Annotated in this window: 10 protein-coding genes and 1 pseudogene; 2 read left to right on the plus strand and 9 right to left on the minus strand. The window is 61.5% G+C overall.

Annotated features, from left to right (window positions below):
- Position 1 precedes the first annotated feature (1 nt).
- Complete coding sequence (locus QCE48_RS15630) at positions 2–994, minus strand: substrate-binding domain-containing protein (RefSeq protein ID WP_309784937.1); 993 nt, start codon at positions 992–994, stop codon at positions 2–4.
- Positions 995–1,233: 239 nt separating this feature from the next.
- On the opposite strand from QCE48_RS15630, the gene QCE48_RS15635 reads away from it, so the two are divergent.
- A complete protein-coding gene (locus QCE48_RS15635; RefSeq protein ID WP_309784938.1) occupies positions 1,234–2,295 on the plus strand; it encodes a LacI family DNA-binding transcriptional regulator in 1,062 nt (353 codons plus the stop codon).
- Between the two features lie 86 nt (positions 2,296–2,381).
- Positions 2,382–2,510: pseudogene (locus tag QCE48_RS31880) on the plus strand (LysR family transcriptional regulator); the annotation flags it as partial.
- Between the two features lie 90 nt (positions 2,511–2,600).
- On the opposite strand, the gene tssJ reads toward QCE48_RS31880, so the two are convergent.
- From tssJ to QCE48_RS15680, 8 genes are all read right to left on the minus strand, one after another.
- The gene (tssJ, locus tag QCE48_RS15645) at positions 2,601–3,227 is read right to left on the minus strand and encodes a type VI secretion system lipoprotein TssJ (protein ID WP_309785086.1); all 627 of its coding nucleotides are present in this window, start codon (positions 3,225–3,227) and stop codon (positions 2,601–2,603) included.
- A gap of 32 nt (positions 3,228–3,259) precedes the next feature.
- A complete protein-coding gene (tssG, locus tag QCE48_RS15650; RefSeq protein WP_309784939.1) occupies positions 3,260–4,372 on the minus strand; it encodes a type VI secretion system baseplate subunit TssG in 1,113 nt (370 codons plus the stop codon).
- An 11-nt stretch (positions 4,373–4,383) separates the two neighbouring features.
- Positions 4,384–6,195 (minus strand): type VI secretion system baseplate subunit TssF, encoded by a 1,812-nt coding sequence (tssF, locus tag QCE48_RS15655; protein WP_309784940.1) that lies wholly within the window; start codon positions 6,193–6,195, stop codon positions 4,384–4,386.
- 77 nt (positions 6,196–6,272) lie between these two features.
- Positions 6,273–9,884, minus strand: a complete 3,612-nt coding sequence (locus QCE48_RS15660; RefSeq protein WP_404982632.1) for an ImcF-related family protein — start codon at positions 9,882–9,884, stop codon at positions 6,273–6,275.
- 11 nt (positions 9,885–9,895) lie between these two features.
- On the minus strand, positions 9,896–11,056 hold the full coding sequence (locus tag QCE48_RS15665; RefSeq protein ID WP_309784942.1) for a hypothetical protein: 1,161 nt from the start codon (positions 11,054–11,056) through the stop codon (positions 9,896–9,898).
- A gap of 41 nt (positions 11,057–11,097) precedes the next feature.
- Entirely contained in the window at positions 11,098–11,898 is an 801-nt protein-coding gene (locus QCE48_RS15670) for a hypothetical protein (protein WP_309784943.1), read from the minus strand.
- A gap of 330 nt (positions 11,899–12,228) precedes the next feature.
- A complete protein-coding gene (locus QCE48_RS15675; RefSeq protein ID WP_309784944.1) occupies positions 12,229–14,070 on the minus strand; it encodes a flagellar hook-length control protein FliK in 1,842 nt (613 codons plus the stop codon).
- 12 nt (positions 14,071–14,082) lie between these two features.
- Positions 14,083–15,280, minus strand: a 1,198-nt coding sequence (locus tag QCE48_RS15680) for a DUF2345 domain-containing protein (RefSeq protein WP_309794229.1), incomplete at its 5' end; no start/stop codon positions are given.

Here is a 15,280-nt window from a genome sequence, read left to right on the forward strand (position 1 = left end):
CTCAGAGGCCCGACTTCGCGAGATCGTCTACCGTTTTCTCGTTGAGTTCGACGAGTTGATCGACGATCAGATTGTGACCATCGGGATGAACCACGCCGAGGCCCGGGATATTCGTGCCGTCCTTGATCGGTTCGCCCTTCGCGACCATCACGCCCAGCGTCACGAACACCTCGCCCGCCTGCTTCGGATTCCACATGTAGCCGCCGGTCAACACGCCGTCGTGGACGAGACGCTTGCCCTGTCCCGGCGAAAACGGTCCGAGCACGAGCACCTTTCCTTTCGCCTGCCTCTCCGCGACCGCGCGCGCCGCCCCGATCGGCCCCTGGCTGCCGAACGCGAGAATCGCCTTGAGGTCGGGATGCGCACGCATCAGGTCGAGCGCGGTCTTGCGCGACGCGTCGACGTCCTCCGCGACGCCGTAGCGGTCGCCGACGAGCTTCATGCCCGGATCGTTGGCCTTGAGGTAAGCGATCGCCGCATCGGCCCACGCGTTGTGAAGCGGCACGGTGAGCGACCCGACGAACACCGCGTACTCGCCCTTGCCGCCCAGCGCCGTGGCGAGCTTCTTCGCGTACGCTTCGCCGAATCCTTTGACGGACGCCAGTTCGAAGTCCCAGTCGGCGTTCTTCTGCTTCGGCGACTCATGCGTGATGACCTTGATGCCCGCGGCCCGCGCCCGCTGCAACACCGGCTCCAGCACTTCGGCATCGTTCGGCACCACGCCGATCACGTCGACCTTCTGCGCAATCAGGTCCTCGATCGCGCGCACCTGGAGCGCCGGGTCGGCGCTCGTCGGGCCCACCATGAAAGCTTTGACGCCGAGCTTCTCGGCCTGCTGCTTGATCCCGGCGTCCATCGCGTTGAACCAGGGAATGCCGCCGATCTTCACGACCACACCGATCACCGGCTTGTCAGGCGACGCCGAAGCAAAGCCGGCTGACAGCGCGAACGCAACGACGCCCGCAAACAGGGTGCGTACCAGTTTCTTCGACATTGTCTCCTCCGCTGAACCGCTGGCAACTGTCGCCGAACGGCCAATTAGATCGTGGAAAGTGCGCGCTGCCTGCTGAAGCTGATACGTCTTGCTAAATCCATTCAGCATTCAGTGACACGGATGCTGAATCCATTTAGCATAAGGGTCAATCGGGTAAATACCCTGCCGTCGAGCGTGCGCCTGGCAGTGTCCGGTATCGGGTAAATTGAGAACGGGCGTGCTTTTGGAGTGAACGGCAGATGGTCCGCAACAAGTCAGGACGCAAGTCCACGATTTACGACATCGCGAAGGCGACGGGCTCGTCGACGTCTGCGGTCAGCATGGTGCTCAACGGCACGTGGGCGCGCTACCGCATCAAGGAAGACACCGCCAACCGCATCCTGGCGAGCGCGCAGCAGCTCGGCTACAACGTCAACATGAAGGCGCGCGGACTGCGGCTCTCGCGCTCCGGACTCGCGGGCATGATCCTGCCGCACTACCGGAACCGCTTCTTCGCGGGCCTCGCGGAGACCTTCGAGGAGCAGGCACGAAGCCGCGGCCTGTGCCCGATCGTCGTGAGCACCCAGCGCGATCCGTCGGTCGAGATGAGCGTGACCGAGACACTGCTATCGCAACGGGTCGAAGTGCTGTTCATCGCGGGCGTGCGGGACCCGTCGCCGCTCAACGCGCTGTGTCTGGCGGCCGGGATCATCTGCATCAACGTGGACCTGCCCGGCGCCGACGCGCCTTCCGTCGTCTCCGACAACCGTGGCGGCGCCTGCGCGCTGACCGATGCGCTGATCGACAAGATGATCGCTCGCGGCGCCTCGCCCGGGGAACTCGTGTTCCTTGGCGGCGTCGTCGACGAATACGCGACCGACATGCGCATCGCCGGCTTTCGCGACGCCTTCGCGGCCCGCGGCCTGCTCCCTGCGGACGATGCCGTCGAGTGCTTCGGCTATGACGCGTCGTCTGCGCGGCAAGCGGTCGCGCGCCGCTACGAGACGCTCGGCCGCCTCCCCGACGGCCTGCTGATGAACTCGATCACCGCGTTCGAAGGACTCGTGCAGTTCGCCTCGCGCCTGTCGCGGGAAGACTGGCATTCGGCGGTGGTCGGCTGCTTCGACTGGGACCCGTTTGCCGCCCATCTGCCCTTCGAGGTGACGATGATGCGCCAGGACGTCGAGCGCATCATCTCCGAGGCCTTCGCGCTGGCCGATGCGCACGAGACAAGCGCGTCATCCGGTCATCCGCTCGTGATCGTGCCGACGGGCTTCGGGCCGATGTCCGGCGAGGAAGAAAGGACGATCGAGACTGCGTGACTCGAGCCATCGAAGTCGCGTCCGAGCGCGACCGTCCTTCGGGTTCGCCGCGTATCAGCGCGTCCGAATCCGCGGCGAAGTCGCTGGTGCGCAATGTATTGCCGGACTTTCTCGCGGCTTATCCGGAAATCCACGTGGAGTTCGTCGTCGACACGCGACTCGTGGATATCGTCGCCGACGGTTTCGATGCCGGGATCCGGGTCCTGCAGGACGTGCCGCGCGACATGGTGGCGATCCGCTTCGGTCCCGACATGCGGTTTATCGCGGTACGCGAGTGGGCCGCGCGGGCCCTAGGTCCCTCCCGCTCACCACGGAGCCGGCTGTGCGGCTGCGGAAGGCGCCGGCTTCGCGTTCGCCGGCGGACTCTGCAACGGCGCCTGATGTCTTACGGGTTGCGACTCCGAACCACCCAGCACCAGCGCGTTACCGTTGACTTCGATCTTCACCGGGTCCGTTTTCTTCCATTGCTGCTTTGCGATCGTGAGCTTCCACACCGCGTCCTGCCCCGGATCGCGGAAGAACGCCGCCACGCCCACGACCTGCGCATCCGGGTTCATCGGCTCGGCGATACTCGCGCTCGCGTCCGGACGCAGCACGACATCCTTCGTCGCGAGCAGATCCGCCTTGAGCAGATTCAGATCGTCGGACTGTAGTTGCTCGTAGTTGAGTTGCGCGAAGGTCTTCGCGTCCTTGAGCTGGTAGAACCGCACCACCGTCGAAAGTGATTGCCCCTGGGCGTCGGCGTTGAGTGACGCACGGCTTTTGAGGTCCACGTTCATCGTCTTGACCTGGGTCGTGAAGGCCCACTTCGCGGCATCGACGGTGCTATCGCTGACCGACTGCGCAACGCCGCATCCGGCCGTGGCGACAGCCGACAAGATCGCGATCGCCAGACTTGCGCAGCGTGCCGCGCGCTTCATGTTTGCGTCCATTTCGGGGATGCCCCTGTTCCTGTTGTTGTTCTTCATGCGATTGCCTCGCCGGCGCCGTTCCAGCGACCGAGCTGCACGCGTGTGATGCGCGTGATAGGCGTGATTTGCGTGATACGCGCCGCATCGCCAGCCGGCGCTTCGAGTTGCGCCGTAAAACCCAGATTCGCCTGACGCGGCTCAAGCGTGGGCGTCGGCATCAGCTCGGGACGCACGTGCATCTCCAGATCCGCTTCGCTTTCGTAGCCCAGATAGAAGCGCAGCAGCGCCATCACCTCACGATGCGCGCGCTGCCCTGGCACGAGCGCCAGTACCGTTTCACGCGACCCGGGCGTGATGACGACCCGCACCGTGTTCGCCCGGTCGTAGAAGCCGCGCCCGAGCAGACATTGCTCACCGAGCGCGGCGGGCTCGACCTCGTCGACTTCCCGCCACACCGGGTGGAACTCTTCGACCGCAATCGACGCGTCCGGCACCGCATGCCGCAGCACACCGGCGAGGCCTTCCGCGGTGCGCGTCTTCTGCATCGCGAGTCCGAGCATCGAGAGCAACCGGCGTTTGTCGGCGATCTCCGAGAGCTGCGCTCGTGCGACCGAGGCCTGCTGCTTCTCCGTGGCCGTGCCGATGCGCGTGGTGATGTGCGTGCTAATACGCGCCGATGTACTGAACCCGAAGCCGGCGAAACTGAGCAGATAACGCGACACCGGGTCCGTCCCATCGCGCCTGAACCCAACCGGATACCGGTATTTGCGCGCGACACGGTAGTACTGCGTGATGACGCGGTGATGGAACAAGTCCAAAAACGCCGACAAGCGCTCGGCGCCATCGCGGTTCTGCGCGACCTCATCGACGAAATACGCGGGCATGCGCGCGTCGACGCCATACAGTCCAAGAAACGTCGTCACCACCGAGGGTGGCGCGGCCGGTTGGTCGGTGTCGTACCGCACCGCATCGATTTCACGCCCGGGAAAGCCCAGTTGCGCGCGCGAACGGAACCGGATCGGGTCCGCGGCCGGGGAATCCGTCGTCCCGAGCGGCGGCGCATCGGGCGCGGCCAGTTCGAGCAGCTCGCAGAAGCGGATGAAGTTCATCCGCGGCGCGTCGTCGAGAATCGCCGGTAGCAGCGACGGCGCGTCGGCCGCCAGCATCGTGCTCGCGTTCAAAACGGTGCCCCCTCGCCCTTCGTTTCAGGCCATTCGATACGCTGCCCCGTCGGCTGGGTCACGATCACGAGCTTCGTGTAGAGGTTCAGTGTGGCGTAGAGGCCCAAGAACCGGTTGAGCATGCCGCCGAAGAGTTCGAGATCGCCGTTGCCCGCAAAGCGCCCCGCGTCGAGCGTCACGGTGATCTCCACGCCGCGCAGCAGGCCGCCCTTGACGAGCTTGCTGAGCGGCCGGTGACGCACGTCGGTGATCGCGTTGATGCGCCGGCTGTTGAGTTCGCCGTCGGTCCAGTCGTAGAGCGCGAGCGAGCCGCGCAAAATCTCCGCGTCGAGCAGCGACAGGTAGTTTGGCGCGAGATGCGAGAGCACGCGCCACTGGAAGCGGTCGCCGGTGGGCGGATAGACGGGCAGCGTCGGCGCGGTCAAGTTGCGCACCGCGCCGATGTTGGTAAAGCCGCCGCGCATGCGCGTGATGCCCGCTTCGCGCAGGGCCTTGCGCGGCAGCATCCCGTTGGTGCCCGTCACCGACAGGGACAGCGTCTCGGTGGGCAAGGTCTTCGCCTGATCCCAGGCGTGGCCGCCGAGCACGATCCAGGTGTCGAACCGCCCGGACGGACCGCGCCGCATGCGCGTGTGGTAGTACCGCTCGGGCATGTCGTGGCGCAGCATGCCGCCGCGATGACGGAACGCCGCGAACGGCACATATTCATAGCGCCGCCCTCGCTCGAAATAATTCACGGCATCGACCGAATAGATATCGACGAGCGAGCCGTGTTCGGCACGCGCGCGCACCCGGTATTCGGTTTCGTGCTGCGTGACCGTGACCGGATCGGCGCCGACCGGGAACAGATTGATGACGGGCGTGCAGTACAGACGGATGTTGTCCGCGTTGAAGCGCATGTCGTCCGGATACGGATGTTCGAGCACGACCTCGACATCGAGCGAGGTCGCCGACGCGGGAATTGCCTGAATGTCGAGCCCGAGCAGGTCGACGAACATGAACTTCTCGGGGAACGTAAAGTACTCGAGCAGCAACTGGTAGCCGCCAAACGCGTTGTCGGCCTTGGGCCAGAGCCGTTCTTCGGCGGCGAACCCGGAGGGGGCGAGGCGCAGTCCCGGCATCGGCATCGGCACACCGGGCCGGTCCTCGGGCCAGCCCGGCACGCGCACCTGCATCGCGACCGGCTGTGCGGTCAGCGCGGCGTAAAGGGCGAGCGCAACGGGCCGGTCTGCATTCAGGTACAGACGCAGGCGCGGCACCTGCAGCCGCTCGCGTTCGGCCTGGGTCTGAATCGCCAGACGCAGACGGATGACGGAGCGTCCATCCTCGCGGGCATACACGCCCGCTTCGCTCAAGGCGAGCGGATACAGCTCGACCGCCTGCGTGGTGCGGTACACGCACTCGATCGCGGCATCGCCCGCGTTGAGTTCGGTGGCGACCGGATCGGACGTGGCTTCCAGTCCCGCTTCGAGCGTTTCGTGTTTTTGCAGCGCGCCGGTTTCCGGGATGAGTTCGAGAATGGCGAGCGACGGGATCATCCGCAGGTAGTGCGGCCACAGCATGCTGACGAGGCCCTCGGTCAGCTCGGGCAACTCGTCGTCGAGCTTGTGGCGCAGGCGCCCCATCAGGAAGGCAAAGCCTTCGAAGAGTCGCTCGACGTGCGGATCGCGCTCGCCGACGCGATCGAGGTCGAGTTCGCGCGCGCGGTCGGGGAACGCTTGCGCGAATTCCTTGCCGGCTTCGCGCAGGTAGCGCATTTCCGCTTCGTAGTAACGCAGGATCTCGTTGTCGCGGGTGGGTTCAGTCATGTCCGGTTATCCGTTCAGGCGGGCGCGACGGTGCGCGCCACGCGGGAAGTAGTTATTTGCGTCATCGGCCTGATGTCTCATGACGGCGCGCGACCCTGCGGGATCGGTACTTCCGCGTGCTTTGCCGCCTCGCGGGCAGCCGGGGGCAACGGCGGTGGACCTTTCGATAGCGGCTGCGCGGTCGCCGCGCTGTGTTCGACGAAGATGCGCGAGGGCAGCACGAAGCCCCGCAGTGCGAGCAACTCGAGCGGCCCGCGGCCCACGTCGGTACGGATCATGTAGCGCAACGGATGCGTGAGGTTCGACGGCGCGGGGGCGAGCGGCGCCTGCACCGTCAGCGCCGCCGGATCGGGTTCGCCCCAGTCTGCGTTCAGCGTCGGGGTCGGCGTCTGCGTCTTCGCCGGGGTCGGCGCCGGGTCCACGCTTGCCGGTTTGGCCTGCCACGTCAGTTGATAGGTCGCGCTGTCCAGCGACTCGACCGTCGCGCGCTCGAGCATGCGCACCAGCGCCCAGCGTCCGCTGTACTCGAAGCCCCGGTTCGTGCCGGCCGTATCGGTCTGCCATTCGAGCCGCGTGCCCGCGCTCTGCGGGTCCTTCGACGGCCACGTCAGCGTGTGCCACGTCTCCTGCTGGTTGTAGTAGTGCAGCTTCTGCGCATCGAGCGTGAGCAGCGTGTCGCTGACACCCGACGTCGGCACCGGCCTGAGCGCGAACACGTACTGCGGCTCGCCCTGAGCCAGCAAGTGACCGGCGATCTGCTGCAACGTGTTGATCGCTTTCAGGAACGCCGGATCGAACGCGCGCGACGTGCCGCTCGCGCCCGACCTGGCCGCCGCCGGCACCCACTGGTCGCCCTGAAGTTGCAGCGCGCCGGCCAGTTGCGTCGAGAGGAACGTTTCGATCAGTCCGCCCTGCGGACGCACGAAACGGGCGAGTTCGGGCAGCGACGCATCGTTGGCCGTGCTGGCAAAAGGATAGCGTCCGGCGAACGAGCGGTTCCAGGTGGCGACAATGGTCTGACGCCACGCGTCGTTCAGGCTCGCCTGCGCGGGCGCGAGCACCGTCTGCGTCGCCTGTTCGATCGGCCGCACGAAGAGCGTCTCGCCCATCCCCGCCCACTGCTCGCCAAGACTCGCGGCGACGAGTTGCGCGTAGGCGAGCGTGTCGGACAGCTCGGACCCCTTGCCCTGGAAGAGCGACTGCGCGACCTGGCGGGCCTGAGCGTCCGGGTCGGCGCTGTCGCTGATCTGTTGCAACTTCAGGCGCAGCGTCGTGACCCGCTCCGTGAACCGTTCCAGACTCAGATCGCTACCGGCGGGCGCGGCAGTGCCCGATCTCTCGCCGACCAGTCTGAGCACTGTGCCGAAGGAGGTGCCGAGCGGTCCGGCCGGGTCGGCCTGGGCCGGCTGCGGCGCGTCGTCCTTCTTGCCGAACAGGTTCTTTGCGCGGGTGACCAGCGCGTCGGAGAGCGTGGCCTGCTGCACGCCCGCGCCGCCCTGCCAGGCGAGCGACTTCATCAGCGCGATGAGCGGCGACTGCCGCGCGTCGGCGATGAGCTTCAGTTGCCCGACCGCGGCGGGCAGCGTCGGCGCGGCCTCGAACCGCACGCTGTTCATGAAGTCCTGCCAGTGGCCGGCGTAGTCGGAGAAATAGTGGGCGCGCAGCGCTGCACGCAGTTCCTCCGGCGTCGATGCTCCCGTGGAGGCGCCTGTCGGCGCGCCGTTGTTACTGTCGCCGCCGCTGTTGCCCAGCACCCAGTCACCGGCGACCCCATTGCGTTTCGCCGCCTCGTCGATCGCGGATTCGATCGACCCCTCCCACGCCTGGCGGGTAAAGACCCCGCGCACCGTCGCCGAGGTCGAGAAGAGACCGCGCGTATCGGTGCCTGCGGTCAGCGAGGCGAGCGTCTGGTCGGGATACTTGTGGCCGACCGCATCGAGGATGCTCTCGTAGATCGTGTCCTCGGAGTTCTTGACGCCGATGATCGCGAGCAGCGTCTGGCGCGCGTTGCCCACGAGTTCCTCGCGCGGCTGGATACGCCAGTCGGGATGCGCGGGAAAGTGCCGTGTCCAGAAACCCAGCAGCCGCGCGGACAGGTCGAGCTTCTCGCCGGGCCGCAAGCCGGTGTCGACGTTCCAGTGATTCTGGAGCTGCGGTGTCATGAAGGCTGGCTCGGCGCGTTGCGGCTCGGCCATCATGATGTACGTCTTGAGCGCCTGCTCGCCGGCCTGCGCCATCTGGCTGCTCTGGTCGTCGACCTGCACGGTCGACATCTGGCCGAGATCGGTGAGCTGACCTTCGATGTCCTGCTGCACGGGCTCGACAAGCAGCGCTCGCGCGGCGCGCGCGTAGGGCGTCCAGAGCGCGTCGAGGATGGCGCGGTCATGGTTCAGGCCGAAACGTGTGAACAGCGGCGTGTGGTCCTGCACGCGCGCTTCGTGCAGGCCAATGCGCTGCTGCAGATCGAGCAGCGCACGCAGACGCGCGGGTGTATCGGACGCGCGGTCGAGCGTGCGCAGGGCGTCGTTCGTCAGCGACAGTTCCCGCGCATTGGTCACGCCCGAGACGAGCATGCCGGCGCTCCACAGGCCGATAAGGGCCAAGGCGATCAGCGACGACACCGTGACGGGGTTTGAAAACGTGCGGCGGCCCGGGGTGCGGCTCGCGGCGTCGGCAAGGTAGCGCCACAGCGGCAGGTACGCACTGTCCGCACCCGATGTCGATGCGCTGGCAGCGGGCAACGGGGCAAAGAAAGCGCCCATGACCGGCAACGGGCGACGCTGCCAGTCGGAGAGGCTCGCAATCCAGCGAGCGAGCGGCGCGCTTCGGGTGTCGAGCCGGGTGGATAGGTCCGATGCGTAGGCGTCGTCGACGTTATCCGCGAGTTGATGGACGCTGCGGTCGGCTAGGCGGTCGCGCAGGTCAAGCAGCGCGGTTTCGATGGCGGAGGCGTCCGTGGACCGGACGAATTCGCAACCGGTGACCGGGGTGTCGGTGCGGTGAATGGAATCGGTGTCGGCGATGTCGAGGACGTAGACGGGTGCGGACCAGTGCAGGAACTCGGTGATGCGTGCAAGGTTAAGACCCCAGGGATTTTTCTCGCGTACGGAGTTCGACAGCGACGTCCCGTTATCCAGCACGAGTGCGATCGCATCAACCGAGCGGATCCACCGCAGTCGACGGATCTGGCGCAGCCACAACTCGTCCGGACGGCCGTCGGCGCCTAGACCGCCCCACAGCAGCACGGCGTCGTCGGTGGCTAGCCAGCCCTTTGTCGCCAGTTCCGGCATCAAGGAAGTAACGGTCGTGGAGTCGCCCGTGACCAGCAGCAAGGGCTGGGCGTAGGCCCAGCGAAACCAGCGCTTTTGCTGCAGGTAGAACTTCAGTTCCTTCGCCTGTGTGACGACCTGCTCTGCCCTGCTTTTTGCGGCAGTTGCAGTCGGGTCGGTCGGCTGAGGTGGCTCGATACTCCGATCTTTGGATGCCTCCTGCATCTCTAGACGCACCTGCTGGCGTCGCCGCAACGCAACAGGAAGCGCAACTGCGAGTATCAATGCTATAGCGATGAGGACCGGTCGATACCGAACGAACCACATGATCAGGTCTTGCTGATCTACGGTATACATGAGCAGAGCTGCGAGCATCGCAACAATCGCCGCGGCCAGCAGCCCCCGGCCAAGGATGTGCATTTTGGAAGTCTTCAAACGGTTGTTTCCTTTTGAGGCGCGGGAGCGGGTGCAACCAAGCAGAGGTGCACAGATTCAGAACTCGGCTCGCGCCAGGCGACCAGTTGTGGCCCGCTGCCCTGCGAAGCTTCGAGGGCCGTTGCAAGAGCAATCCATGCACTGGCCGGACCCGGGGTCCCAAGAACGTTATCGAGGAGTCGTTCCGGTATCGAGGCCTTGGGATCGATCGTGAGTGGTGAGCGGATGTCGACCGAAGCGTCATCGCAACCAGTGAGCCAGACACGGGAAACGGTGCCCGGGTTCACCTGCATTTCAGAAAGCTGTTGCAGCCCTGTCTCGAGCTTATCGCGTAACGCTGTCATCGGACGGAAGAAAGAACCACGAGGTGAGGAATCGGCGTCAAAGAGTAGCGCTGCGGCCCCCTCGCTGAATGCGGGGCTCTCGTCGTTATCGAGCCAGAATTGTGCCGCAATAACGAGTTGCGAAGGATAACTAAATAAGTTCACCTGCTGCGTGAGAAATTGCGAGCAACGGGTAACGTCTTCCACTTCGACCGTAAATCTGCAACGTGGCGCAACTTTGCTGAAAGCGTCTTTAGTCGCCGCTGCCCACGCGTCCTTGTTTTCAAGTGACGCTTCGTCAATCAGCACCTTGATCGGCAGTTCTTGACGCACAGCAAGCGACTCTCGCAAGCCATGCGCAATAACGCCAAGCAGTTTTGTACGTCGCCATGCCTCGAGCTTGCCGTTCGTCCATGGGAAGCCTTTCGCGCGTCCGCTACTAAGTGGCATTCCCGGAGCCGCGTCACCTATCTGAGTCGCTGAAACGGATACCGGGAAGACCGCGCAAGATGCGGTGACACAGAGATGACGACGGGACCACACCCGCCATAGCAATGCGATTCGCCCTTGCTCACGCTCCATCTCTTCAGCAATTGTCTGCTCGTGCTCCCAACGATCCAGCCGGGCACCAAATGAAAGGGCACAAGCGGAAAACGGTGTGCCGACGAGCAGTGCCCAAAAACGGATTCCTTGTGCCGGTTTGCCATGCGGCCACAGCAGTAACACGATGCCCGCGATACCCAATGCCATGGCAACAAGCGACGGCAGCCAGAACCGCAACGAGATCGGCGCGGGTTGTTGGACTTCTCTGAATGTCGGAATAGACCATGACATGGTGCAATTACCTCTTTTTTGGAAGACGCGTGCTTATATCCCTAATGCTGCTGCGATTGAGATACGTGATCGACCAATGTCTGCGCCTGCCCGATTAAGTGAGAATATTCTGGTTGCGAGGACATCTTTCGCGCAAAGCATTGTTCAAAACTCATAGAGGTTTGTTGGCTCAGTGATTTACACTCTGGAATGTCCGGTGCAACGATCGCTTCAGTGAATACATAAATCCGATCACCTGACATAACCGACACAGCTAAATTTTTGGGTGGTTTGGGCGCGGGGTCATCTTGCCCCAAAGCGAAAATAATAGCTCTCGCAATCAATCCACTATTCGCAGTCACGGGGATTTCACCATAGGCGTATACGGCTGCGTTACCACTGATCGTCGATGTGGCATTGTAAAAATTCTCAGTACCAACAAGCTCGGCCAGGTCGGGATAGCGGCTAACATCTTTCTTATGGACTGCGAGCCACGCCTGCATAATTGGCACCGTTGTCACAAAGAGCTGTGTTTTTCCGTCAAATGAAGTAATTACAATACCATCCAGACCTTCATATTGATCATCGTCCCTCGATCCCAGAACACCTTTTCCGCTGTTTGGAAAGCCCTTAATATTCACTCGACCTACCAATTTTTGCAGACTTATTTGCAGGTTATGAAGCCCTCTGTTCGCAGCCAGACTCAATCGCGCATTTTCTTGGTCTGCGTATTGCGCATGCATAACATTAATCGTTTTTTCTCTTAATTCCAGGTATTCATGGGTGGAGGTTTGAGCAATAGCAGAAATCGATAGCGCAGCAATGGCGAGCCCGAAAGAAATTTTTAAGAGAAAACTCTTCATTTTAAATTTGGTTGAGTTTGCTAAAAAATTAAATGACCTGCGCTTAATTGTTTCCGCCATATTCTTTTAAATATTTGGAAAAATCGGCTTTCATTTCATCGATCGTGTAACCCTGATCCTGGTTTCCACCAGGCAGCGAAGGCCACTGTCGTGCACGCAACAACTTCACTGCTTGATCGATGTCTCCCTGCCGTATGTAGCCCAGAGCCGTTGGAACGGGAGGATAGCCATCAGTCTTTGGCCCAAACCGTCCTGGCTCGCCCTCCATTAACCATATTGCGTAGCGGTCTTGTGTCTGGGGAGAAAAATCGGACGGTAACGCGCCCGTGGCTAGGGCATGGCCACTATTCCACGACGCACGTGACACCTGATACGCACCTTGATGATTTGCGCCGGCAGGATAGGTGGAGAAATCTTGGATTCCGCCTTGAAGCTTATATACCCCCTGCGAAGCACGGTATGTTTTGTCGTCACCAAACGAAAAAAAACTTTAGCCTCTCGGGAACGGATGACTTTCAAAAATGCCCTCATTCTCGCCAAAGTAAGCGGGTCGCTAAATCCAGCTTTGCGATGGATACCGATAACCTCATAAAAATGAGTGCCACCACCACCACTAAAACACAGATAGTTTCGTTTGAAATCACTGACATAATAGTGGTATGTCCTGATGTCTATGTGTCCGGGCTGGCCGTGACCGTCTGCGGTTTCCGTGTCGCCCTTTACATGGTAGACAATTACGTCTCCTGGCAGTGCCCATCGCGCATCCGGAAGCTGGCTGGTGACATTTTCAAATCCCTGCGACATCAAAAAATCACCTGCAACCTTGGCGTAGCTTCCACCAGCCGCGTCAAAATCACCCTTTTTGTTTTTTATAAATTTAATCGTATTGGCCCGCCAAAGTGCGATTTTTACGAACATATAACACTGGCCTTTAGATTGCTTCGAAGGCTTGCTACCGTACGTTATCGAGCCGTCCGCGATTTGCTTGATGTTTATAACAGTGGCAGACGAAGGCATTGTATGCTCAGTCTGTTCCTCTGCGATGGAAACAAGATTTTTTACGACCGCTAGGGTGTGCGAAGCCGCGGTTTTGTTGCCATTGGACGAGGAAGACGTGTTTGGAGGAACCGCCTTTCCCGCAACCGGGTTTGACTCCAGTCCAAAAAGATCTTCAATGTAATGCCACACGGCGTGAACTTGGTGAGATGCCCAATCTGTAATCGTTGCTACTGGGGACGCCTGCGGATGGCCCAACTGATCCCTTTTTACAATTGTCGCCTTTGGAGGAATGGGATTTCCTGATCCCCCCTTGGGCTTGACACTCGTCTGAGGATGCGATTTGTTGGTTGACGGCGATGGACTCGCTGCCGGTGTCGCTGATGCAGCAGGTGCAGAACTCCCGCTTGCAGCGTTTGCCGCTTGGGCGCTACTCGCTGGCGAACCGGCAGACTGCGCGTTGCCTTCGGTAGAACTTGACGAACCCGCGGCGCTACCTCCGCTTGCAGATGAGTCTTGCGAAGAATAGGCGGGATGCGCCTTGGTACCACCCTCATCACGGGTAGGTACCGGAGGTTCGTTGGAAACATTTTCAGATGACCCACCATGTTTCTGAGTCTCGCTTTCCAGAACCATGCTACCGCTCATCAGCGTGACCGTTGTGTCTGCCGTCGGTACTGTATAGCAAGCTAATTGCTTATAGATGCCAGTGTCGGCCAATACGGAAACAGTACAATCCGACCCTGCCGAAAACGACGTAACCGGCCTCGCGTTCCCATTCTCATCGCTTGCTCCGTTAACTACTACGCCATCAGACTCCAGGCGGTACTTAAGTCCATTAATCGGAGAGCCATCCAGACCAACAAACACATGGTTGAGTTCTGGTCCGTCAGATTGTGAGTCGGTTGGCTGATCTGCAGTCGATTGTGTTACCGCAGGCACCGTCGTGTCTGCGGAAGTACCGATCACGGAAGCTTGTGTCGTCGTCGACTGTTCAGTCGGATTAACGGGGAGCGCGACTGTCGATGATATCGATGCAGCCGCGTCATTTGGCATGCTAGAGCCCGCCGGCACCGTTGTATCCACGGGACTATTGACCGGAATATTCGACGCTGCATCAGCGTTCGGAATGGACGTCGAAGACGTTGATTCCGAATCAGTCACAATGATAACCATGTATTCACATCCTTATTGCAGTGGCTCGTCGTCAATTTTGCCGTGAGTTGAATCGAGAAAGAGACGCCACGGATCGTTGCCGATGTGGTACTTCAACGTTGTGGCTTGTTCGGTGAAGGTGCGGCTCGTCTTTCCGATGTCGCTCAACATTCCACTATCCACGATCCTCCCCGTGGAATCTTTAACAACATATGGAACGTGCTGGAACGGCAGCGAAAACTCCTTACCCAATAAGGGGCTGACATCAAGTCGCTGGCTAAATAGGTTAGTGTTGGGCGCGACGGGAAATTGCGGAAGAGGTGAGTTCATCGACGCCGCGCCCTGCTTCTGGATCGTAATGACCTTGAAGAACAAATCTTCTGGCCCATCGAGCGTGATGTTGCCGTCCTTGAGCTGGATGAATCCACCACCGCATTCGAGAATGAGTTCGTTCTTGGCGCTGATGCGTACCGTCCCGTTGACGCTCGACACCGACACGTCCTGATCGGCCAACAATGACATCGCATCGCTCTGGGCCTGAATTTCGACAGGCCCTTTCCCCGCGAAGATCTTGATGCCAAGCTTCTGCGCGAACATCGAGATCAGTTCGCCGGCGGCAACCGTGAAGTGCTTCATGACGCTGAAGTCAGCGTTCTTGCCGGCCACCACGTTGATGTTGCCCTTCGCCGCGAACTGGACGCCGTGACCCGCGATCATCCCAACTGACGCCGGCGTGCTCATAAGCAAGGCCGGCTCTTGCAGCCCATCGAAGTCGTCTTTCATCTGCTGCTGGGCATCGGTATCGGCAGGCTCGGCCTTCGCGCTGCTCGCGGAATTCGCAAGTACCTTGGCGAGTTCCAAAGCGCTTTCGAGCTGCGCGATGGTCTCCTGCATATCCCGTTGCGCGCCGTTGGCACCAGGGCGGTCGTAGGTAGTCACCATCACGCCCTTTCCTGCGCGAATCACCCCCCAGCCCGATGTCCTAAGCTCAAAGCCTTCACCCCGATGCTCAAGCTTCTGGTTCACCAAATAGCCGAGATTGAGCTGCGACTTGCCCGAGTGCTCCGTGCTGAGCTTGATCCCTTCCTGCCCTGCCCAATCTTCCATGCGCAGTTTGTTGTTGCTCTGCGTGCGGATCGTGTTGCGCGAAAGCCAGCGACGGTCATTCGTGATGAGATCGCGCGCCTGACTGTGATGATGAAAAGCCGTAATTTCCGGCTTGTCCGGATCG

Origin of the sequence: Caballeronia sp. LZ024 (assembly GCF_031451455.1) — a bacterium.
Classification (GTDB): Bacteria; Pseudomonadota; Gammaproteobacteria; order Burkholderiales; family Burkholderiaceae; genus Caballeronia; species Caballeronia telluris.

Coding starts and splice junctions, on each gene's coding strand:
- QCE48_RS15630 (WP_309784937.1), bottom strand. CDS start 994: ATGTCGAAGAAACTGGTACGCACCCTGTTTGCGGGCGTCGTTGCGTTC.
- QCE48_RS15635 (WP_309784938.1), top strand. CDS start 1,234: ATGGTCCGCAACAAGTCAGGACGCAAGTCCACGATTTACGACATCGCG.
- tssJ (WP_309785086.1), bottom strand. CDS start 3,227: ATGGACGCAAACATGAAGCGCGCGGCACGCTGCGCAAGTCTGGCGATC.
- tssG (WP_309784939.1), bottom strand. CDS start 4,372: ATGCTGGCGGCCGACGCGCCGTCGCTGCTACCGGCGATTCTCGACGAC.
- tssF (WP_309784940.1), bottom strand. CDS start 6,195: ATGACTGAACCCACCCGCGACAACGAGATCCTGCGTTACTACGAAGCG.
- QCE48_RS15660 (WP_404982632.1), bottom strand. CDS start 9,884: ATGCACATCCTTGGCCGGGGGCTGCTGGCCGCGGCGATTGTTGCGATG.
- QCE48_RS15665 (WP_309784942.1), bottom strand. CDS start 11,056: ATGTCATGGTCTATTCCGACATTCAGAGAAGTCCAACAACCCGCGCCG.
- QCE48_RS15670 (WP_309784943.1), bottom strand. CDS start 11,898: ATGAAGAGTTTTCTCTTAAAAATTTCTTTCGGGCTCGCCATTGCTGCG.
- QCE48_RS15675 (WP_309784944.1), bottom strand. CDS start 14,070: ATGGTTATCATTGTGACTGATTCGGAATCAACGTCTTCGACGTCCATT.